The 19,073-nt window shown below is 62.1% G+C and carries 20 protein-coding genes and 1 other RNA gene; 13 read left to right on the forward strand and 8 right to left on the reverse strand.

Annotated features, from left to right (window positions below):
• Positions 1-10 precede the first annotated feature (10 nt).
• Positions 11-595, reverse strand: a complete 585-nt coding sequence (locus tag B2S33_RS09765) for a DedA family protein (protein ID WP_023532679.1) — start codon at positions 593-595, stop codon at positions 11-13.
• A gap of 213 nt (positions 596-808) precedes the next feature.
• Here B2S33_RS09765 and ppk1 point away from each other — a divergent pair, with 213 nt between their 5' ends.
• Positions 809-3,052 carry a polyphosphate kinase 1 gene (ppk1, locus tag B2S33_RS09770; protein ID WP_027913413.1) on the forward strand — a complete coding sequence of 748 codons (2,244 nt, stop codon included), beginning with the start codon at positions 809-811 and terminating at the stop codon, positions 3,050-3,052.
• Here ppk1 and ppx read toward each other — a convergent pair.
• Complete coding sequence (gene ppx, locus B2S33_RS09775) at positions 3,039-4,541, reverse strand: exopolyphosphatase (protein ID WP_281211463.1); 1,503 nt, start codon at positions 4,539-4,541, stop codon at positions 3,039-3,041. The two genes, ppk1 and ppx, sit on opposite strands and share 14 nt — an antisense overlap.
• 256 nt (positions 4,542-4,797) lie before the next feature.
• Between ppx and trxA the strand changes: the two genes are divergently transcribed.
• The 5 genes from trxA to B2S33_RS09800 all read left to right on the forward strand — a co-directional run bounded on the left by trxA (position 4,798) and on the right by B2S33_RS09800 (position 10,192).
• A complete protein-coding gene (trxA, locus tag B2S33_RS09780) occupies positions 4,798-5,124 on the forward strand; it encodes a thioredoxin TrxA (RefSeq protein WP_242809933.1) in 327 nt (108 codons plus the stop codon).
• A gap of 225 nt (positions 5,125-5,349) precedes the next feature.
• Positions 5,350-6,609: a transcription termination factor Rho gene (gene rho, locus B2S33_RS09785; protein WP_023532437.1), complete on the forward strand. Its 1,260-nt coding sequence runs from the start codon at positions 5,350-5,352 to the stop codon at positions 6,607-6,609.
• 231 nt (positions 6,610-6,840) lie between these two features.
• On the forward strand, positions 6,841-8,307 hold the full coding sequence (gene ubiD / locus B2S33_RS09790; RefSeq protein ID WP_027913415.1) for a 4-hydroxy-3-polyprenylbenzoate decarboxylase: 1,467 nt from the start codon (positions 6,841-6,843) through the stop codon (positions 8,305-8,307).
• Entirely contained in the window at positions 8,307-9,275 is a 969-nt protein-coding gene (locus tag B2S33_RS09795; protein WP_027913416.1) for a CDP-6-deoxy-delta-3,4-glucoseen reductase, read from the forward strand. Before ubiD ends, B2S33_RS09795 begins: the two co-directional genes overlap by 1 nt.
• A gap of 266 nt (positions 9,276-9,541) precedes the next feature.
• Positions 9,542-10,192 (forward strand): gamma-glutamylcyclotransferase, encoded by a 651-nt coding sequence (locus B2S33_RS09800; RefSeq protein WP_027913417.1) that lies wholly within the window; start codon positions 9,542-9,544, stop codon positions 10,190-10,192.
• On the opposite strand, the gene B2S33_RS09805 is transcribed toward B2S33_RS09800, so the two are convergent.
• Positions 10,193-11,176, reverse strand: a complete 984-nt coding sequence (locus B2S33_RS09805) for an NADPH:quinone oxidoreductase family protein (RefSeq protein WP_288650192.1) — start codon at positions 11,174-11,176, stop codon at positions 10,193-10,195.
• 158 nt (positions 11,177-11,334) lie between these two features.
• Here B2S33_RS09805 and B2S33_RS09810 point away from each other — a divergent pair, with 158 nt between their 5' ends.
• A complete protein-coding gene (locus B2S33_RS09810; protein ID WP_027913419.1) occupies positions 11,335-11,739 on the forward strand; it encodes a flagellar basal body-associated protein FliL in 405 nt (134 codons plus the stop codon).
• A 71-nt stretch (positions 11,740-11,810) separates the two neighbouring features.
• On the opposite strand, the gene B2S33_RS09815 is transcribed toward B2S33_RS09810, so the two are convergent.
• The gene (locus B2S33_RS09815) at positions 11,811-12,260 is read right to left on the reverse strand and encodes an EVE domain-containing protein (protein ID WP_049695304.1); all 450 of its coding nucleotides are present in this window, start codon (positions 12,258-12,260) and stop codon (positions 11,811-11,813) included.
• Between the two features lie 178 nt (positions 12,261-12,438).
• On the opposite strand from B2S33_RS09815, the gene B2S33_RS09820 reads away from it, so the two are divergent.
• On the forward strand, positions 12,439-12,591 hold the full coding sequence (locus tag B2S33_RS09820; protein WP_023532702.1) for a hypothetical protein: 153 nt from the start codon (positions 12,439-12,441) through the stop codon (positions 12,589-12,591).
• Positions 12,592-12,606: 15 nt separating this feature from the next.
• Here the strand turns inward: B2S33_RS09820 and B2S33_RS09825 are convergent, their stop codons facing one another.
• The 4 genes from B2S33_RS09825 to B2S33_RS09840 form a co-directional block, all read right to left on the reverse strand.
• Positions 12,607-13,215 (reverse strand): 5-formyltetrahydrofolate cyclo-ligase, encoded by a 609-nt coding sequence (locus tag B2S33_RS09825; protein WP_027913421.1) that lies wholly within the window; start codon positions 13,213-13,215, stop codon positions 12,607-12,609.
• Between the two features lie 78 nt (positions 13,216-13,293).
• A non-coding RNA gene (ssrS, locus tag B2S33_RS09830) (6S RNA) lies at positions 13,294-13,473 on the reverse strand.
• 17 nt (positions 13,474-13,490) lie between these two features.
• Positions 13,491-13,811, reverse strand: a complete 321-nt coding sequence (locus B2S33_RS09835) for a cell division protein ZapA (RefSeq protein WP_023532287.1) — start codon at positions 13,809-13,811, stop codon at positions 13,491-13,493.
• Positions 13,808-13,990: a TIGR02449 family protein gene (locus B2S33_RS09840; RefSeq protein ID WP_288650198.1), complete on the reverse strand. Its 183-nt coding sequence runs from the start codon at positions 13,988-13,990 to the stop codon at positions 13,808-13,810. The genes B2S33_RS09835 and B2S33_RS09840 overlap by 4 nt, the downstream gene beginning before the upstream one ends.
• Before the next feature lie 181 nt (positions 13,991-14,171).
• Here B2S33_RS09840 and B2S33_RS09845 point away from each other — a divergent pair, with 181 nt between their 5' ends.
• Genes B2S33_RS09845 through B2S33_RS09865 form a run of 5 tightly spaced genes read left to right on the forward strand, consistent with a single transcriptional unit; the run spans position 14,172 to position 18,982 of the window.
• A complete protein-coding gene (locus B2S33_RS09845) occupies positions 14,172-14,726 on the forward strand; it encodes a YecA family protein (protein ID WP_027913422.1) in 555 nt (184 codons plus the stop codon).
• 19 nt (positions 14,727-14,745) lie between these two features.
• The gene (gene pepP / locus B2S33_RS09850) at positions 14,746-16,080 is read left to right on the forward strand and encodes a Xaa-Pro aminopeptidase (RefSeq protein ID WP_028686758.1); all 1,335 of its coding nucleotides are present in this window, start codon (positions 14,746-14,748) and stop codon (positions 16,078-16,080) included.
• A complete protein-coding gene (gene ubiH, locus B2S33_RS09855) occupies positions 16,077-17,276 on the forward strand; it encodes a 2-octaprenyl-6-methoxyphenyl hydroxylase (protein ID WP_027913424.1) in 1,200 nt (399 codons plus the stop codon). Before pepP ends, ubiH begins: the two co-directional genes overlap by 4 nt.
• Positions 17,273-17,755: a DUF4442 domain-containing protein gene (locus B2S33_RS09860; RefSeq protein ID WP_027913425.1), complete on the forward strand. Its 483-nt coding sequence runs from the start codon at positions 17,273-17,275 to the stop codon at positions 17,753-17,755. The genes ubiH and B2S33_RS09860 overlap by 4 nt, the downstream gene beginning before the upstream one ends.
• Before the next feature lie 3 nt (positions 17,756-17,758).
• The gene (locus B2S33_RS09865; protein ID WP_027913426.1) at positions 17,759-18,982 is read left to right on the forward strand and encodes a 2-octaprenyl-3-methyl-6-methoxy-1,4-benzoquinol hydroxylase; all 1,224 of its coding nucleotides are present in this window, start codon (positions 17,759-17,761) and stop codon (positions 18,980-18,982) included.
• Positions 18,983-19,073: the final 91 nt, after the last annotated feature.

Consider the following 19,073-nt stretch of genomic DNA (forward strand, 5'->3'; position numbering starts at 1 on the left):
GTGCAGGTGTTCAGTCCTGGGACTCGCGCGCAGCCCGGCGCTCTGCCCGCAGCGTGCGAAAGCGCCGGTGCAGCCACAGGCCTACGCCAAGCACCAGCAAGGCGCCCAGTACCCACAATTCGTAGCGCTTGATATTGCCCAGCAGGCCTTCGAGGATTGCGCCGAAATGATAGGCCGCAGCACCCAGGGCGATGGCCCAGATCGCGGCCCCGATGCCATTGAGCAGCAGGTAGCGCCGCGGCGGATAGCCCGAGAGACCAATCGCGACCGGCATTACCGTGCGAAGCCCGTAAACGAAGCGGAAGCTGAGCACCCAGATATCGGGATGGCGACGGATGTGGCCCAAGGCGCGGTCGCCCATTGCCTGCCAGCGAGGCTTGCGCGCCAGGATCTTGCGCCCATGGCGACGACCCATGAAATACCACAACTGATCACCGGCATAGCTGCCCATGAATGCCACCAGGCATACCAGCTTGATGTCCATGTAATCGCGGAACGCAAGAAAGCCTGCAAGGACCAGAATGGTCTCGCCTTCGAAGAAGGTGCCTAGAAAAAGGGCAAAGTAGCCGAAATCCTGCAGGAATTGTTGGAGCATTTTCTGAGGTGCTGGCGAAATGAACGCGCAGCCTACCCCTTCGCGTGCGTTCGGGAAAGTGTCCAAATGTGTCTCGACGTGAACAGTGCCCGCTACCACAATGTCTGCAACCGTGTGCCATGGCTTGCCCTGGCGTGTAACACAGGCGTCATAATGGGCGCTTATCTTGCCGCTCAATTGATGATAGGGCGTTAACGTCCTCAGGACCGCCAGATGAATAACGAAGTGCTTCCCCCTGTCTTGATCAAGGATGCCAAGGAGCTTCCAGAGGAGTTGGTGCAGACCCCGCCTGATCTGCCACCCGCGTCCCAGGTCGCTGTGGAACCTGCAGCGGAGTCAGCGGCGCCCACGCCGGCTCCCGCCCCGGCCATCGTCGTGCCTGGCCTGGACGATACCAGCCTGTACATTCATCGCGAACTGTCCCAGCTGCAGTTCAACATCCGCGTACTGGAGCAGGCGCTGGATGAAAGTTACCCGTTGCTCGAACGCCTGAAGTTCCTGCTGATCTTCTCGAGCAACCTGGACGAGTTCTTCGAGATTCGTGTGGCCGGGCTGAAAAAGCAGATCAACTTCGCCCGCGAGCAGGCCGGTGCCGACGGCTTGCAGCCGCACCAGGCCCTCACGCGCATCAGCGAACTGGTGCATATCGAGGTCGATCGCCAGTACGCGATTCTCAACGATGTGCTGCTTCCGGAGCTGGAAAAACACCAGATTCGATTCATTCGCCGCCGTCACTGGACACCCAAGCTCAAGACATGGGTGCGTCGCTACTTCCGCGACGAGATTGCGCCCATCATCACCCCGATCGGCCTGGACCCTACCCATCCATTCCCATTGCTGGTGAACAAGAGCCTGAACTTCATCGTCGAGCTTGAAGGCGTCGATGCGTTCGGCCGCGATTCAGGCCTGGCCATTATTCCGGCACCGCGGCTGCTGCCACGGGTCATTCGCGTGCCTGAGGAGGTGGGCGGCACCGGTGCCAATTACGTCTTCCTTTCGTCGATGATCCACGCCCACGCCGACGACCTGTTCCAAGGCATGAAGGTGAAGGGGTGCTACCAGTTCCGCCTGACCCGTAACGCCGACCTGGCGCTGGATTCCGAAGAGGTCGATGACTTGGCCCGGGCGCTTCGTGGCGAGCTGTTCTCGCGCCGCTACGGCGATGCCGTGCGCCTGGAAGTCGCCGATACGTGCCCCAAGCACCTGTCGGACTACCTGCTCAAGCAGTTCAGCCTGAGCGAAAGCGAGCTCTACCAGGTCAATGGGCCGGTCAACCTGACGCGGTTGTTCAGCATCACTGGGCTGGACAGCCACCCCGAACTTCAATACGTACCGTTCACCCCGGCCATCCCGAAGTTGCTGCAGAACGCCGACAACATCTTTAGCGTGATCAGCAAGCAGGACATCCTGCTCATGCACCCCTTCGAGTCGTTCACGCCGGTCATCGACCTGTTGCGCCAGGCGGCCAAGGACCCGCACGTTCTGGCCGTACGTCAGACGCTCTACCGCTCCGGCGCCAACTCGGAAATTGTCGATGCGTTGGTCGATGCAGCGCGCAACGGCAAGGAAGTCACCGCCGTGATCGAACTGCGCGCACGCTTCGACGAGGAGTCCAACCTGCAGATGGCAAGCCGCCTGCAAGCGGCAGGCGCGGTGGTGATCTATGGCGTGGTCGGTTTCAAGACGCACGCCAAGATGATGTTGATCCTGCGCCGCGAGCAGGGCGAGATCGTTCGCTATGCGCACCTGGGGACCGGCAACTACCACGCTGGCAATGCCCGCTTGTACACCGATTACAGCCTGCTCACCTCCGACGATGCGCTCACCGAGGACGTCGGCAAGCTGTTCAGCCAGCTGATCGGCATGGGCAAGACCCTGCGCATGAAGAAACTGATGCATGCGCCGTTCACCCTGAAAAAGGGCATGCTGGACATGATCGCCCGCGAAACCCAGTTCGCCCTGGACGGCAAGCCGGCGCACATCATCGCCAAATTCAACTCGCTGACCGATGCGAAGGTCATCAAGGCCTTGTACAAGGCCAGTCAATCGGGGGTGAAGATCGACCTGATCGTGCGTGGCATGTGCTGCCTGCGTCCAGGTATTCCAGGGGTTTCACACAACATCCAGGTACGCTCGATCATCGGCCGCTTCCTGGAACACACCCGTGTGTTCTACTTCCTCAATGGCGGTGAAGAGCAGATCTACCTCTCCAGTGCGGACTGGATGGAGCGCAACCTCGACAAGCGGGTCGAGACCTGCTTCCCGGTCGAGGGCAAGAAGCTCTTGCTGCGGGTGAAAAAGGAACTGGAGGCGTACCTGACCGACAACACTCACGCCTGGACCCTTCAGCCAGACGGGCGCTATGTGCGCAGCAGCCCGACGGGTAACCAGAACCCCCGCAGTGCCCAGGCGACCTTGCTGGAGCGCCTGAGCAACCCGGTCCTCAACGTACGCTGAGAACGAAGCCGACCCGGGCCAGCCACTCCGCTTCGTTGGCGAAGTCGGCCTGGGTCAGCTGGTTCTGCTCGAGCCAACCTTCCGGGAATACCACTTCCAGGCGGTTATCGGCCGCCTTGAGCTCGACTTTGGGCATCTGCTGCGTGCCCCGGATGTGATGAAACAGGATGGCAAAGCGCAGCAGCACGCAAAGGCGCAGCAGCTTGACCCCATCATCCCCCAGCTCGGCATAACGGTCCTTGGGGATGTTGCGGCGGTGGCCGCGCACCAGCAAGGCCATCATCTGCTGATCCTCGCGCGAAAAGCCTGCCAGGTCGGAGTGCTCGATCAGGTACGCGCCGTGCTTGTGGTAATGATAGTGGGCGATGTCCAGGCCGATCTCATGGACCTTGGCTGCCCAACCCAGCAGGTCGCGCCAATTGCCGTCCTGCAGGTCCCAGGCTACGGCCACCTGGTCGAAGGCATGCAGTGCCTTGCGCTCGACCCGGGCGGCCTGGCCCTGATCGACGTGGTAACGCTCCATCAGCGAGTTGAGGGTACGCTCGCGTACGTCTTCATGATGATGCCGGCCAAGCAGGTCGAACAGCACACCTTCACGCAGCGCACCGTCGCAGTGGTCCATGCGCTGCAGCTCCAGCGCATCGAAGATCGCTTCAAGGATGGCCAGGCCCGCCGGAAAGATGGTGCGCCGATCCGGCTTGACCCCTTCGAAATCGATCCTGTCGACTTCGCCCAGCTTGAACAGCTTGCGCTTGACCCAGGCCAACCCCTCGGCGTTTACCTCGCCATTGCCCAGGCCTGCACCCCGAATGGCGGCGCCGATGGCGCGAATGGTACCCGACGAACCGATGGCTTCATCCCAGGTCAGGCGGTGCAGGGCATGCTCGATGCTCATCAACTCAAGCCGGGCGGCCGTATAGGCCTGGGCATAGCGCGCAGGGGTGATCTTGCCGTCACGGAAATAGCGCTGGGTGAAGCTGACGCAGCCCATCTGCAGGCTCTCGCGCAACAGCGGCTCGAAGCGCTGGCCAATGATGAATTCGGTGCTGCCGCCGCCGATGTCCGCCACCAGGCGCTTGCCCGCGGTGTCGGCCAGCGTATGGGAAACGCCCAGGTAGATCAGGCGGGCCTCTTCGCGGCCTGAGATGACTTCTACCGGATGGCCAAGAATGGCTTCGGCACGCTGGATGAAGATGTTGCGGTTGCGCGCTTCACGCAAGGCGTTGGTGCCGACGATGCGCACCGAGCCTGCGGGCATGCCGTTGATCAGCTGAGCGAAGCGCTTGAGGCACTCCAGGCCGCGCTCCATGGCTTCTTCACTGAGCCTGCGCTCCTCGTCGATGCCGGCGGCCAGCTGTACCTTCTCGCCCTGCCGCTCGAGAATGCGGATTTCGGTGTGGTGGGCCTTGGCCACGACCATGTGGAAGCTGTTGGAGCCAAGGTCGATGGCGGCTATCAGGGACAGGTTCTTCGCGGTGGTATGCGGCATGATCTGGAAGTTCTCGGTCGTTAACCTGGCAATCGTGCCACGATAGCAGGCTGGTCGCCAACGCGTGGCACCTGGCCTGCGCGATGCGCTTGATATACGGCAATGTGCCATTCGATTCTATGAAGACGATGTGACAGTTTTGATTCGAGTGCTCTTGCACAACTATAGTTACACTCAATCGTCTGCGGCTTCCTGTCGACCGCGGGGGCGGCTATGATGGGCAACGTTTTCCGTGCTTACGACCTTGGAGATTTCCATGAGCGACAAAATCAAACACGTCACCGACGCCACCTTCGATGCTGAAGTGCTTCAGGCTCAAGGCCCGGTGTTGGTCGACTACTGGGCTGAATGGTGTGGCCCATGCAAGATGATCGCTCCGGTTCTGGATGAGATCGCCTCGACGTATGAAGGCAAACTGGTCGTCGCCAAGCTGAACATCGACGAAAACCAGGAAACCCCAGCCAAGCACGGCGTGCGTGGTATCCCGACGCTGATGCTGTTCAAGAACGGCAACGTGGAAGCCACCAAGGTCGGTGCCTTGTCCAAATCGCAGCTGGCAGCGTTCCTCGACGCCCACCTGTGATAAAAAAGCCCCGCAAATGCGGGGCTTTTCTTTTTCAGAGCACTAGACGCACAAAAAAGCAAGTGTTACATTCGGCCTCGCACTGCTTCTTCAGTGCCCTCTACATGCCGTCGCCGAAGCATCCCCAATTCGAATCAGTACGCGATCCTTTCGCCATCTAGCGGCGCGGCTTCATTAAGCCAGAAGCTTAATTCTCCCTTCTTACATGATTACGTCATTCCCCTTATGAACCTGACTGAACTCAAGCAAAAGCCGATTACCGATCTTTTGGAAATGGCCGAACAAATGGGCATCGAGAACATGGCCCGTTCGCGCAAACAGGACGTGATTTTCTCCCTGCTGAAAAAGCATGCGAAAAGCGGCGAAGAGATCTCGGGTGACGGCGTGCTGGAGATTCTCCAGGATGGTTTCGGTTTCCTGCGTTCTGCTGATGCGTCCTACCTGGCCGGCCCAGACGATATCTACGTTTCGCCTAGCCAGATCCGCCGCTTCAACCTGCGTACCGGCGATACCATCGTTGGCAAGATCCGCCCGCCGAAGGAAGGGGAGCGCTACTTCGCCCTGTTGAAGGTCGATACCATCAACTTCGACCGGCCGGAAAACGCCAAGAACAAGATCCTGTTCGAGAACCTGACGCCGCTGTTCCCCAACAAGCGCCTGAAGATGGAAGCCGGCAACGGCTCCACCGAAGACCTGACCGGCCGGGTCATCGACCTGTGCGCCCCGATCGGTAAGGGCCAGCGTGGCCTGATCGTCGCCCCGCCCAAGGCGGGCAAGACCATCATGCTGCAGAACATCGCAGCCAACATCACGCGTAACAATCCCGAGTGCCACCTGATCGTTCTGCTGATCGACGAGCGCCCGGAAGAAGTGACCGAGATGCAGCGTACCGTACGCGGCGAAGTGGTTGCCTCCACCTTCGACGAGCCGCCAACCCGTCACGTGCAAGTGGCCGAAATGGTCATCGAGAAGGCCAAGCGCCTGGTCGAGCACAAGAAGGACGTGGTCATCCTGCTCGACTCCATCACCCGTCTGGCACGTGCCTACAACACGGTCATTCCAAGCTCGGGCAAAGTGCTGACCGGTGGTGTCGACGCCCACGCCCTGGAGAAGCCCAAGCGCTTCTTCGGTGCCGCCCGTAACATCGAGGAGGGCGGTTCGCTGACCATCATCGCCACCGCGCTGGTCGAAACCGGTTCGAAGATGGACGAGGTGATCTACGAGGAATTCAAGGGCACCGGCAACATGGAACTGCCCCTGGACCGTCGTATCGCTGAAAAGCGTGTGTTCCCTGCCATCAACATCAACCGTTCGGGTACTCGCCGCGAAGAGCTGCTGACCGCCGACGACGAACTGCAACGCATGTGGATCCTGCGCAAGCTGTTGCACCCGATGGACGAAATCGCTGCCATCGAGTTCCTGGTCGACAAGCTCAAGCAGACCAAGACCAACGACGAGTTCTTCCTGTCGATGAAGCGCAAGTAAGCGTTTCAGGTCTAGATCGAATGGGGCCGCTTCGCAGCCCATCGCGGCTGGTCCGATGCCTTTGCAAGGCCGTTCCTACAGGGATAGCGTAATCCTGTAAGAACGGCTTTGCCGGGGTACCGGACCGGCTGCGATGGGACGCGACGCGGCCCTGATCAGTTTTGACCATTGCGCTCTGAACGGCGCTACACTCTGAACCCCCGACCGATACGGCCAACACGAGGCTCATGCATGCAGTATCGCGACTTGCGCGACTTCATTCGTGGCCTGGAACAGCGCGGCGAGCTCAAGCGCATCCAGGTCCCGATCTCCCCAGTGCTGGAAATGACCGAGGTCTGCGATCGCACGCTGCGTGCCAAAGGCCCTGCGCTGTTGTTCGAAAAGCCGACCGGCTTCGACATTCCCGTGCTGGGCAACCTGTTCGGCACGCCTGAGCGGGTGGCCATGGGCATGGGTGCCGAGTCGGTCAATGAGCTGCGCGAGATCGGTAAGCTTCTGGCGTTTCTCAAGGAGCCTGAACCCCCGAAAGGGCTCAAGGACGCCTGGTCCAAGCTGCCGATCTTCAAGAAAGTGGTATCGATGGCGCCGAAGGTGGTCAAGGACGCCGTTTGCCAGGAAGTGGTGCTCGAAGGAGAGGACGTGGACCTTGGCGCATTGCCGATTCAGCATTGCTGGCCGGGCGATGTGGCACCGCTGATCACCTGGGGCCTGACCGTCACGCGCGGCCCGAACAAGGACCGCCAGAACCTGGGCATCTACCGGCAGCAAGTGATTGGCCGCAACAAAGTGATCATGCGTTGGCTCAGCCACCGTGGCGGCGCCCTGGACTACCGTGAGTGGTGTGAAAAAAATCCCGGCCAGCCGTTCCCAGTGGCCGTGGCGTTGGGGGCAGACCCTGCCACTATCCTGGGTGCAGTGACCCCAGTGCCCGATACGCTTTCCGAATACGCCTTCGCGGGCCTGTTGCGGGGTAATCGCACTGAGCTGGTCAAGTGCCGCGGCAGCAATCTGCAGGTGCCGGCCACGGCCGAGATCATCCTCGAAGGGGTAATCCACCCAGGCGAGATGGCGCCTGAAGGCCCCTATGGGGACCATACCGGTTACTACAACGAAGTGGACAGCTTCCCGGTGTTCACCGTCGAGCGCATCACCCACCGGCAAAACCCTATCTATCACAGCACCTACACCGGCCGGCCGCCGGATGAACCGGCGATTCTTGGCGTGGCGCTGAACGAAGTGTTCGTGCCGATCCTGCAGAAACAGTTCCCGGAAATCGTCGATTTCTACCTGCCACCGGAGGGGTGCTCCTACCGCATGGCGGTGGTGACCATGAAGAAGCAGTACCCGGGGCATGCCAAGCGCGTGATGCTGGGTGTGTGGTCGTTCCTGCGACAGTTCATGTACACCAAGTTCGTTATCGTGACCGACGACGACATCAACGCCCGCGACTGGAACGACGTGATCTGGGCCATCACCACACGCATGGACCCCAAGCGTGATACGGTGATGATCGACAACACGCCGATCGACTACCTGGACTTTGCCTCTCCAGTGTCGGGGCTGGGATCGAAAATGGGCCTGGATGCCACGCACAAGTGGCCGGGCGAGACTACACGCGAGTGGGGGCGGGTCATCGTCAAGGACGAAGCCGTCACCCGGCGTATCGATGAGCTGTGGGATCAGTTGGGAATAGATTGATGCAGGTAACGTTGCAGCCGTCCGGAGCAGTGCTGACGCTAGAGCCCGGGGAACGGATCCTGGAAGGTGCGCGTCGGCTGGGTTATGACTGCCCCAACAGCTGCCGTAATGGCAACTGTCATGTCTGCGCTGCGTTGCTGGTCGAAGGCAGTGTGCGCCAGAACGGAGAAGTCCGGGACCATGGCGAATTATTCACCTGCATCGCCGAGCCGCTCGAAGATTGCATCCTGCTATGGGACGGCGTGCTGGCCTTGGGCGAGCTGCCGGTGCGCAAGCTGACCTGCACGGTCAGTGAATGCCGTGAAGTGGGTGGCGACGTTTGGCGCGTGCGCCTGTTGGCGCCTGCGGGCAAGCCGCCGCGCTACCATGCCGGGCAGTATTTGATGATCGAACGTGAAGCGGGCAAGCCGGCCGCCTTTTCGCTGGCATCCGCTCCCCATGCAGGGCGTGAGCTTGAATTGCACGTGCTGGCGCGCGAGCCCAGCGCCGTGCAGTTGATCGAGCAATTGCAGCGCGAGCGCTTGGCTCGTATCGAAATGCCCTTCGGCGATACCCACTTGGCCGAACTGCCCGACGGCCCCTTGGTGCTGATCGCCGCCGGTACCGGCATGGGGCAGATGCACAGCCTTGTGGAACACTGCCGCGCTCAGGGCTTCAAACACCCTGTTCACTTGTACTGGGGCGTACGACGCCCGGAAGACTTCTATCAGATCGAGCATTGGGATCAGTGGCTGAGTCTGCCCAACCTGTCCCTGCACCAGGTGGTCAGCGACCTGTGTGGCTGGGAGGGCCGTTGTGGGATGCTGCACGAAGCGGTTTGCGAGGACATTGCCGACCTCAACGGCGTACACGTGTACGCCAGTGGCTCGCCGAACATGATCTACGCCACGCTCGATGCGCTGGTGGACGCCGGCATGGATGCGCACCGCATGCGTGCGGACGTGTTCGCTTACGCGCCTCGCGGCTGAAGCATCCCCTCGCGGTGCGCGGCGCCCGTCAGGCTGCCCGCGCCACCCCGTACGCACTTGACGCGCTGCACGGCCGGTCGTCGGCGCCTGGCGTGAAAAGCTCTGCATGCACTTGTTCAGCCCCTTGCCCTGACTTAGCTTATACACCGCCTGGCGCGACTGCCGTAAATGACTTGCCTGAGGGCTCTGGTCAACGACCCAGTGGCTAACGCATCAGGCTCGGCCACGTTACATGCTTTGTTCACAGGGAATCATAGCGGCAGCTTATGTCGGCGCTCGAACGTTCATCCTGGCAAGTCCCATACCCCCCTTCGCTCGATTTTGGTCAGCAACTGACCCACGAGCAACTGCATCACTCCATGCAAGCCGCCATGTCCCGTCACCAGGGCGGGCCGGTGTGGCTGTTCGCCTATGGCTCCTTGATCTGGCGGCCCGAGTGCAGCGCGGTGGAGCGTCGACGTGCGCGGGTGCATGGTTACCACCGGGGCTTGTACCTGTGGTCGCACGAGCACCGTGGCACGCCTGAAACCCCCGGTTTGGTGTTCGGTCTGGATCGAGGCGGCTCGTGCAGCGGCTTTGCCTACAGGCTGGACGATGCCACCCTCGATGCGTCGCTTCGTGCCCTGTGGCAGCGCGAAATGCCTTACCCGGCCTACCGCCCGCACTGGCTCAACTGCCGGCTCGACGATGGCAGCAAGGTACAGGCCCTGGGCTTCGTGCTGGAGCGGCATCTGCCTTGCTATGCGGGCAATCTGCCGGATAACGTGCTCAGCCACATACTGGCCAGCGCTAAAGGGCGGTATGGCACCACGCGTGATTATGTCGAGCAGACCCTTCACGCCCTGCGCAGCCATCACATGCCTGATCGCAACCTGGAGGCGCGCTTCAGGCGCTGTCATGACCTGCGCGAACGGTGATCAGGTGCCGGGCGGCACCACCACCAGCTTGCCGACCGCCTGGCGCTGGCCCAGTGTTTCGATGGCCGTACCCGCGTCGGCCAGGGTGTAGGTTTGTGAGACGAGCGGCTTCAATTTGCCCTGCGCGTGCCAGGCAAACAGCTGCTTGAAGTTGGCTGCGTTATCCTCCGGTTGGCGCTGTGCAAACGCGCCCCAGAACACGCCCAGCACCGCCGCCCCCTTGAGCAGCACCAGGTTGGCTGCCAATTGGGGAATGCTGCCGCTGGCAAAACCTACCACCAACAGCCTACCGTTCCACGCCAGGCCCCTCACGGCGTGCTCGAACAGCTCGCCGCCGACCGGATCGTAAATCACATCCACACCCTTGCCATCGGTCAGGCGCTTGATGGCCTCGCGCAGATTTTCCTGGCTGTAGTCGATCAGATCATCAGCACCGGCGGCACGGGCCACCGCGAGCTTTTGCGCGCTGCTGGCAGCCGCGATAACCCGCGCCCCCATGGCCTTGCCGATCTCAACCGCTGCCAGGCCCACCCCGCCGGACGCACCCAATACCAGCAAGGTTTCGCCGGCTTGCAATCGACCGCGCTGGCGCAAGGCATGCATCGAGGTGCCGTAGGTCATACCGAATGCGGCGGCGGTAATGAAGTCCATGCCGGCTGGCACGGGCATTACATTGTAGGCGGGCGCTGCCACTTGCTCGGCGAAAGCACCCCAGCCGGTCAGCGCCATGACGCGGTCACCCACCTTGAAGGCGTCCACCTTGGTGCCGACGGCTGCGACCGTGCCCGCCGCCTCTCCACCCGGAGAAAAGGGCAAGGGCGGCTGAAACTGGTATTTGCCTTCTATGATCAGGGTATCGGGAAAGTTGACCCCTGCCGCCTGCACGTCCAGCAGCACTTCGTTGGGCTTGGGCGTTGGGCTGGGCACGTCTTCCAGGACCAGGTCGCGGGCCGGGCCCAGGTGCTTGCAGAGCAGCGCTTTCATCGTGGCCTATTCCTTTGCGGGTAATGGCCGATAAGTGTAGGAGGGCCGCCAGTCGGGTCAACGAGCATGGCTTGTCCTGATGAGCCGGCATAAGCCCAGGCTTGGGTTTGAATGATGTGCTGGTTAAGCTGGCGCCACCTGAATAGAGGAGCGATTTCGTGAAAGCGTGGATATTGATGGTGTTGGCATTGGTGTTACCCGCCGCAGCCGTGGCCGAGGAGGCCAAGGAGGGCGCGCCCAAGGTGGCCTATATCACGCTGACACCGCCGTTCGTAGGTAACTATGCGCTCGATGGTGGTCCGCGGTTGCGGGTGTTCAAGGCCGATGTCGCGTTGCGAGTGACCGGGGATGAGGCCGCCAAGGCGGTACAGCACCATGAACCGCTGATCCGCAACCAGCTCGTCGCACTGTTTACCCAGCAGACCGTGGACAGCATGAGCAATGTGGAGGCCAAGGAGCATTTGCGCCAGGAGGCGCTCAAGCAGGTTCAGCAGGTGATGGAGACCGAAGAGGGCAAGCCGATCGTCGAGGACCTGCTGTTCAACAACCTGATCGTCCAGTGAGCGGCTAATCCGGTCTTCGGTCAGCCACTGAAGGCTGGGTTTCATGGGAATGTCGGAGCGGGGCAGGTGCCTCAATCCATCGGCAGGATGGCAGTCCATTGCTCGGCCGTTACCGGCATGACCGACAGTCGACTGCCCTTTTGCACCAGCGCCAGTTCGGCCAGGGCTGGCTGTTGTTTCAACCAGCCCAGCTCAAGCACGCGTGGCAGTGTCCGCACGTGAGCCACGTCTACCGCGCTCCACGGGTTCTTGTCGGGCGTGGCCTTGGCATCGTGGTAAGGGCTCTGCGTGTCCAGCGCAGTGGGGTCCGGATAGGCTGCGCGGATGACCTTGGCAATGCCGGCGATGCCAGGTTGAGGGCAGCTGGAATGGTAGAAGAAGAACATGTCCCCCGCGCTCATCGCACGCAGGAAATTGCGCGCCTGATAGTTACGCACACCGTCCCAGCGGGCTTCGCCAAGGTGAGCCAAACCTTCGATGGACAGTTCGTCGGGCTCGGACTTCATCAGCCAATAGGCCATGTTGTTTGCTCCAGAAATGCTTTGAAATAACTCGTTCAATCAAACCGACGACTGGTTGACGTCAACGTTTGCGTGGTGGCTCAGGTTGTCGGAGAATGCGCCCCGTTTGAGGTGCGATGCTCAGGTACGACCCAGAAGTCGCCGAGCACTGAACAGTTTGCCTGGGGGGCAATCGTCGATGAATCAACGTAAAAAGCCGGACCTACTGTGGGTCCTGGTGTTCATCTTTGGCTTGGGTGTGGTTACCACCGGTTATGCGCAGGGGATCTGGGAGCGCAAGCTGGATAACGCCTACCAGATGCCGTACGAAGCCGGTCAGGCGCAACGCTGACCCTCCCGGCACCGCTCAGCGTGGTGCCACGTACCAGTGACGATCCGAGACCGTTCCCTGCAAAGGCACGTCCCAGCTGGCCTGTGCTAGCCGTTCGACCTTCTGGCACTCATGCGCCAAGCCTAGCAGCCGTGGTTTTTTCCAGGTCTGCCGGCGAGCCAGGTAAGCCAGGCTGCGATCATAGAAGCCACCTCCCATGCCCAGTCGCCCTCCCGCGTCGTCGAAGCCCACCAGGGGCAGCAGAATCAGGTCCAGTGCCCATACGGGGCGTTGACGCCTGCGGTCGGTGGTCGGCTCAGGGATTCGGAACCGGTTGGGCGTGAGTTTCTCGCCCTTCTCGAATCGCTGAAACACCATGCGGGTGCGTGGCCATGGATGCAGCACCGGCAAGTAGGTGCGCTTGCCGCGTCGCTGCGCCTCGCGCAGCAGCAATGCAGGGTCGATCTCGCCATCGTTGGGCAGGTACAAGGCGATATGCCTGGCCTTGCGAAAGAGCGGGTGCTGTGCCAGCAGACGGTACAGGCCCGCAGCGGCCTGACGCTGTTGCGCGGGCGTGAGCGCCCTGCGCGCATTGCGCAAGTGCCTGCGAAGTTGAGGGCGGGTGAGCGTCGCGGTGTCGGTCATGGCACGGGCGATCCGAGGGTGCTGGCCATTGCTGTTGGCCAAAACGATTTGCCCGCCGGGAGGCGGGCAAAGGAATTCGGGCTCCCCGATAAGACCGCTATCGGTGTAGCCCTTGAACCCGAAAGTTCAAGGTGGAGATTGCAGGGGACATTAAGGCTTTCCGTCGAGCGGACATGCACACCTGCCCCAGCGTGCAACCCCCGTGGTTGTGCGTATCGGCTCAGGGACATAACCGACTGGCGCATCCACCAGGGAGTGGCGCCAGTATAACAACCTCAGTTTTTTTTGGTACCCGTCTCGTCGGACAGCGCCTGGTCGACCCGGTCCAGCAAATCGCGCACCTGCTCGCGCGTGGCCCCGCCGGCCGGAGCAGCGCTGCGGTCTTCCTGGCGATGGAGCATCTCGTGGGTAATGTTCAACGCCGCCATGACCGCGATGCGGTCGGCACCGATCACCTTGCCGCTGCTGCGAATCTCGCGCATCTTGCTGTCCAGGTAGTGAGCTGCACTGACCAGGTTGTTGCGCTCTTCGGGCGGGCAGATGATCGAGTATTCCTTGTCGAGGATCTGCACGGTGACGCTATTGCTTGAACTCATGAGTCTTGCTCCAGGGCCTTGAGACGCAAGATCATCGACTCGACCTTGCGTCTGGCGATCTCGTTCTTTTCGATGAGGTGGGCGCGCTCTTCGCGCCAGGACTTTTCCTGAGCTACTAGGAGTGCATTTTGCCGTTTAAGTTGCCCGACACGCTCGATCAGCAGCTCGAATCGGCTCATCAGGGCCTGCAGGTCGTTCTCTTGCGTGGGTTGCACTCGATTCGCTCCGTCATTGACTCATCTTGCGATGATGCCTCTCCCTGGGCCGTGGCTGCCAGTGCCGATGGTCTTGGCGCGCCTGCCGGTGCTAGGATACAAGGCCTTCATTCTAGTCATTGCGCCCTCCGGCGCCTAGCAGCCCATGCCCAATACTCAATCGCCCTACGTTGCCTTCGCCATGCTGCTTTCCAGCAATGGCCACCCCGTCACACCCGCCGAACTGCACGGCCTGCTCATCGGCCGCAGCTGTGCGGGCGCCGGCTTCGATGCCGACGGCTGGCTGGCCGATGCGGCCCAGTTGCTGGAAACCGAACCGCAAGACGCTGTGCGCAATGCCCTGATTGGCCTGCAGGAAATGGTCAAGGGCGAGCTTACCAGCGACGATATGGCCATCGTGCTGCTGCTGCCGTCCGACGACGCTGCGCTGACCGATCGCGCCACCGCCCTGGGGCAGTGGTGCCAGGGCTTCATCACAGGCTTCGGCCTGAACGCCGGTGGCAAGGACCTGTCCATCGAGGCCAAGGAAGTGCTCCAGGACCTGGTGGCCATCTCCCAGGTCCAGGAAGCGCTGGAAGAATCCGAAGACGGCGAAAGCGACTACATGGAAGTGATGGAATACCTGCGCGTCGCGCCGTTGCTGCTGTTTTCCGAACTGGCCAAGCCTGCAGCGCCTGCGCCCAAGCCTTCTCTGCACTGAACCACGGGGTAGCCTGCCCATGAGCCGCATTCCCAAGGCCGAATATGCCCGCCGGCGCAAGGCGCTGATGGCGCAGATGGTCCCCAACAGCATTGCCATCTTGCCTGCCGCCGCCGTTGCCATCCGCAACCGTGATGTCGAGCACGTGTACCGCCAGGACAGCGACTTTCAATACCTCAGTGGTTTTCCCGAGCCCGAGGCGGTGATTGCGTTGATACCTGGCCGCGAGCATGGCGAATACGTGATGTTCTGCCGCGAGCGCAACCCTGAGCGCGAGCTGTGGGACGGCTTGCGGGCCGGCCAGGAGGGGGCGGTGCGCGATTTCGGCGCTGACGATGCGTTTCCCATCGCCGACATCGACGAGATCCTGCCGGGGCTGATCGAAGGCCGCGAACGCGTCTACAGCGCCATGGGCAGCAATCCCGAATTCGATCGCAGGTTGATGGACTGGATCAACGTGATTCGCTCCAAGGCCCGCCTCGGTGCACAGCCCCCGAACGAATTCGTTGCCCTGGATCACCTGCTGCACGACATGCGCCTGTATAAATCGGCGGCGGAAGTGAAAGTGATGCGCACGGCCGCCGAGATTTCTGCCAAGGCCCATGTGCGGGCGATGCAGGCTTGCCGCCCGGGCCTTCATGAGTACAGCCTTGAAGCCGAACTCGATTACGCCTTCCGCCAGGGCGGGGCAAAGATGCCGGCGTATGGGTCGATCGTCGCCGCAGGGCGCAATGGTTGCATCCTGCACTACCAGCAGAACGACGCGCCGCTCAAGGAGGGCGACCTGGTCCTGATCGACGCGGGCTGCGAAATCGATTGCTATGCCAGTGACATCACCCGTACGTTTCCCGTCAGCGGGCGGTTTTCATCCGAGCAGAAGGCTATCTATGAGCTTGTTCTGAGCGCCCAGGCAGCGGCGTTTGCCGAAATCGCCCCGGGCAAGCACTGGAACCATGCCCATGAAGCCACCGTGCGGGTGATCACCGAAGGGCTGGTTGAGCTGGGCCTGCTCAAGGGTGACGTGCAGTCGTTGATCGAGAGCGAGGCGTACCGGGCGTTCTACATGCACCGTGCCGGCCACTGGCTGGGCATGGATGTGCATGACGTGGGCGATTACAAGGTGGGCGGTGAGTGGCGGGTGCTCGAGCCAGGCATGGCCTTGACGGTCGAGCCCGGCATTTACATAGCAGCCGACAATGAAAGCGTGGCCAAGAAATGGCGCGGCATCGGCATTCGGATCGAGGATGATGTGGTGGTCACCAGGCAAGGCTGTGAAATCCTGACATCGGGCGTTCCCCGCACCGTCGCCGAGATCGAGGCGTTGATGCACGACGCGCGTCAGGCCAGCCTATGACCCAGGTGAATCTCGCTATCATCGGCGGCGGGCTGGTTGGGGCCAGCCTGGCGCTGACCTTGCAGGCAGGCGCCAAGGCGCGTGGTTGGAAAATCCTTCTCATCGAACCCTTTGCCCCCGGCGACAGCTTCCAGCCCAGCTACGATGCGCGGTCCTCGGCACTGTCGTTCGGGACCCGCCAGATCTACGATCGACTGGGCCTGTGGCCTGCCATCGAGCGGCGTGCTGAACCGATCGCACAGATTCACGTCTCGGACCGAGGACGCTTTGGTGCCACCCGCCTGGACGCGAGGGAGGAAGGTGTTCCGGCCCTGGGCTACGTGGTCGAGAATGCCTGGCTCGGGCAATGCCTCTGGCAGGGCCTGGACAGCGATGTGGTCAGCTGGCGCTGCCCGGCCGAAGTGACGTCGATGCAGGCCATAGAGGGCGGTTACCGCTTGCGCCTCAATGACGACACGCATATTGACTGCGACCTGGCGGTGCTGGCCGATGGTGGGCGCTCGGGGCTGCGTGAGCAACTGGGCATTCACGTCTGCCACACGCCTTATGAGCAGAGTGCATTGATCGCCAACATCACCCCCGGCGAGCCTCACCGCGGCCAGGCCTTCGAGCGCTTCACCGAAGCCGGTCCCATGGCCTTGCTGCCGTTACCGGAAAACCGCTGCGCGCTGGTCTGGACACGGCAGGGCATGGATGCGCAGCGCCTGGCCGACATGGATGAGCGCAATTTCCTGCGTGAATTGCAGGGCGTCTTCGGTTACCGCCTGGGGACCCTTCGCCAGGTAGGCGTGCGGCACCTGTACCCGCTGTCGCTGATCGAGGCGCAGGAGCAGATCCGCCCCCACCTGGTTGTGCTGGGCAACGCCGCACACAGCCTGCACCCCATCGCAGGCCAGGGGTTCAACCTGTCGCTGCGGGATGTGCAGTCCCTTGCCGAGGCGCTGCTTGCAGGGCCGCAGCGGCCAGGCGACCTTGCGACCTTGCGGGCTTACGGTAAGCGCCAGCGCCTGGATCAAACGCTCACCATCGGGTTTTCCGATCAGGTAACACGGTTGTTCGGCAGCGGCCAGCCTTTGCTCGCCGCGGGCCGTAACCTGGGTTTGCTGGGCCTGGACCTGCTTCCACCGGCCAAAAGCTGGTTCGCCCGCCAGGCCATGGGCCTGGGTACGCGTTCCGATGTACGGGGCAAGGCATGAGCAACCCGCGCAAACTGGCCCGGCGTGCGCGCGTTCTGCGCTGGATGCTGAACCTGTATCCGCCCTACTTGGGCGCCGGTATCCGTGTGCAGCACATCAGCCCTGACATGCGCAGCATCCGGGTGGCGATGAAACTCACCCGCTGGAACCGCAATTACGTGGGCACCCAGTTCGGTGGCAGCCTCTATGCCATGGTCGATCCGTTCTACATGCTCTTGCTCATCGAACGGCTGGGGCGCGACTACATCGTCTGGGACAAGGCCGCCAGCATCGATTTCATCACCCCTGGCAAGGGCCCGGTGTATGCCGAGTTCCATGTCGATGACGCGCTGCTGGACGACATCCGCCAGCAGACCGCCACCGGCAAGAAATGCCTGCCCCGTTTGCAGGTCGATATCCGCGACGGCGCAGGTGAACTGGTGGCGCGGGTCGATAAAACCCTATACGTGCGGCTCAAGCCGCAAGCGAGGCTGGCGTAAGGCATGGAAACACGCGCAGATGTTCTGATCGTAGGTGCCGGTATGGTCGGCAGCGCGCTGGCGCTCGCCTTGCGCCATAGCGGTTTGCAGGTGCTGCTGCTCGATGGCGGTCCCCTGGCCGTCAGGCCGTTCGACGCCCAGGGGCCGTTCGAGCCGCGGGTCAGCGCGTTGTCGGCCGCCAGCCAGCGTATTCTCGACCGCCTGGGGGCTTGGGAAGGCATCGCACGGCGGCGCGCGACGCCCTATTCGGATATGCAGGTATGGGATGGCAGCGGCACCGGGCAGATCCACTTTTCCGCCGCCAGCGTGCATGCGCAGGTGCTGGGCCATATCGTCGAGAACAAAGTGGTCCAGGATGCCTTGCTCGAGCGCCTGCACGACAGCGACATCGGCCTGTTGCCTAATGCGCGCATGGAACAGCTGCGCCATTCCGGCGACGACTGGCTGATGACGCTGCACGACGGCCGGCAGCTGCGTGCGCCGCTGGTCGTCGCAGCCGACGGTGCTCATTCCGCGGTTCGCCGCCTGGCAGGTTGTGAAACGCGCGAGTGGGACTACTTGCACCATGCCATCGTCACCAGCGTGCGTTGCGCTCAGGATCACCAGGCCACCGCCTGGCAACGTTTCACCGACGATGGTCCGCTCGCCTTCCTGCCATTGACCCGCGACGGCAAACAGGACTGGTGCTCGATCGTGTGGTCAACCACGCCGGCCGAGGCCGAGCGGCTGATGGCGCTGGATGAGCCAGCCTTCCTCAAGGCGCTGGAGCGTGCATTCGAAGGCCGCCTCGGGACGGTGCTGCAGGCTGACCCGCGGCTGTGCGTACCTCTGCGCCAGCGACATGCAAAACGCTACGTGGAACCAGGCCTTGCGCTGATCGGTGATGCGGCCCACACCATTCATCCGCTGGCAGGGCAGGGGGTGAACCTGGGGTTCCTTGACGCGGCGGTACTGGCCGAAGTCCTGGTGGATGCCTGCAAGCGCGGAGAAAGGCTGGCCGATGTCAAGGTGCTGAGCCGCTATGAGCGTCGTCGCATGCCGCACAACCTGGCGCTGATGGCAGCCATGGAAGGGTTCGAGCGGTTGTTCCAGGCCGACAAGTTGCCGCTGCGTTGGCTGCGCAACAGTGGCTTGAAGCTGGTTGAGCAGCTGCCAGAGGCCAAGGCTGTGTTCGTGCGACAGGCACTGGGCTTGAGTGGCGATTTGCCGGATTTGGCCAAGGTGTAAAGGCTGCTCTTGGCGCGTTGGCGAGAGCGGATGCGTGGCGGGCCCTGGCACATTGCAACATCCAGTAACGGCAATGGGGGTGAGCCTTCAA

Origin of the sequence: Pseudomonas sp. UBA5568, from assembly GCF_002425525.1 — a bacterium.
Taxonomy (GTDB): domain Bacteria; phylum Pseudomonadota; class Gammaproteobacteria; order Pseudomonadales; family Pseudomonadaceae; genus Aquipseudomonas; species Aquipseudomonas fulva.

Bases quoted from the DNA above. Each gene is read 5' to 3' on its own strand.
- B2S33_RS09765 (WP_023532679.1), bottom strand. From the start codon at position 595: ATGCTCCAACAATTCCTGCAGGATTTCGGCTACTTTGCCCTTTTTCTA.
- ppk1 (WP_027913413.1), top strand. From the start codon at position 809: ATGAATAACGAAGTGCTTCCCCCTGTCTTGATCAAGGATGCCAAGGAG.
- ppx (WP_281211463.1), bottom strand. From the start codon at position 4,541: ATGCCGCATACCACCGCGAAGAACCTGTCCCTGATAGCCGCCATCGAC.
- trxA (WP_242809933.1), top strand. From the start codon at position 4,798: ATGAGCGACAAAATCAAACACGTCACCGACGCCACCTTCGATGCTGAA.
- rho (WP_023532437.1), top strand. From the start codon at position 5,350: ATGAACCTGACTGAACTCAAGCAAAAGCCGATTACCGATCTTTTGGAA.
- ubiD (WP_027913415.1), top strand. From the start codon at position 6,841: ATGCAGTATCGCGACTTGCGCGACTTCATTCGTGGCCTGGAACAGCGC.
- B2S33_RS09795 (WP_027913416.1), top strand. From the start codon at position 8,307: ATGCAGGTAACGTTGCAGCCGTCCGGAGCAGTGCTGACGCTAGAGCCC.
- B2S33_RS09800 (WP_027913417.1), top strand. From the start codon at position 9,542: ATGTCGGCGCTCGAACGTTCATCCTGGCAAGTCCCATACCCCCCTTCG.
- B2S33_RS09805 (WP_288650192.1), bottom strand. From the start codon at position 11,176: ATGAAAGCGCTGCTCTGCAAGCACCTGGGCCCGGCCCGCGACCTGGTC.
- B2S33_RS09815 (WP_049695304.1), bottom strand. From the start codon at position 12,260: ATGGCCTATTGGCTGATGAAGTCCGAGCCCGACGAACTGTCCATCGAA.
- B2S33_RS09820 (WP_023532702.1), top strand. From the start codon at position 12,439: ATGAATCAACGTAAAAAGCCGGACCTACTGTGGGTCCTGGTGTTCATC.
- B2S33_RS09825 (WP_027913421.1), bottom strand. From the start codon at position 13,215: ATGACCGACACCGCGACGCTCACCCGCCCTCAACTTCGCAGGCACTTG.
- B2S33_RS09835 (WP_023532287.1), bottom strand. From the start codon at position 13,811: ATGAGTTCAAGCAATAGCGTCACCGTGCAGATCCTCGACAAGGAATAC.
- B2S33_RS09840 (WP_288650198.1), bottom strand. From the start codon at position 13,990: ATGAGCCGATTCGAGCTGCTGATCGAGCGTGTCGGGCAACTTAAACGG.
- B2S33_RS09845 (WP_027913422.1), top strand. From the start codon at position 14,172: ATGCCCAATACTCAATCGCCCTACGTTGCCTTCGCCATGCTGCTTTCC.
- pepP (WP_028686758.1), top strand. From the start codon at position 14,746: ATGAGCCGCATTCCCAAGGCCGAATATGCCCGCCGGCGCAAGGCGCTG.
- ubiH (WP_027913424.1), top strand. From the start codon at position 16,077: ATGACCCAGGTGAATCTCGCTATCATCGGCGGCGGGCTGGTTGGGGCC.
- B2S33_RS09860 (WP_027913425.1), top strand. From the start codon at position 17,273: ATGAGCAACCCGCGCAAACTGGCCCGGCGTGCGCGCGTTCTGCGCTGG.
- B2S33_RS09865 (WP_027913426.1), top strand. From the start codon at position 17,759: ATGGAAACACGCGCAGATGTTCTGATCGTAGGTGCCGGTATGGTCGGC.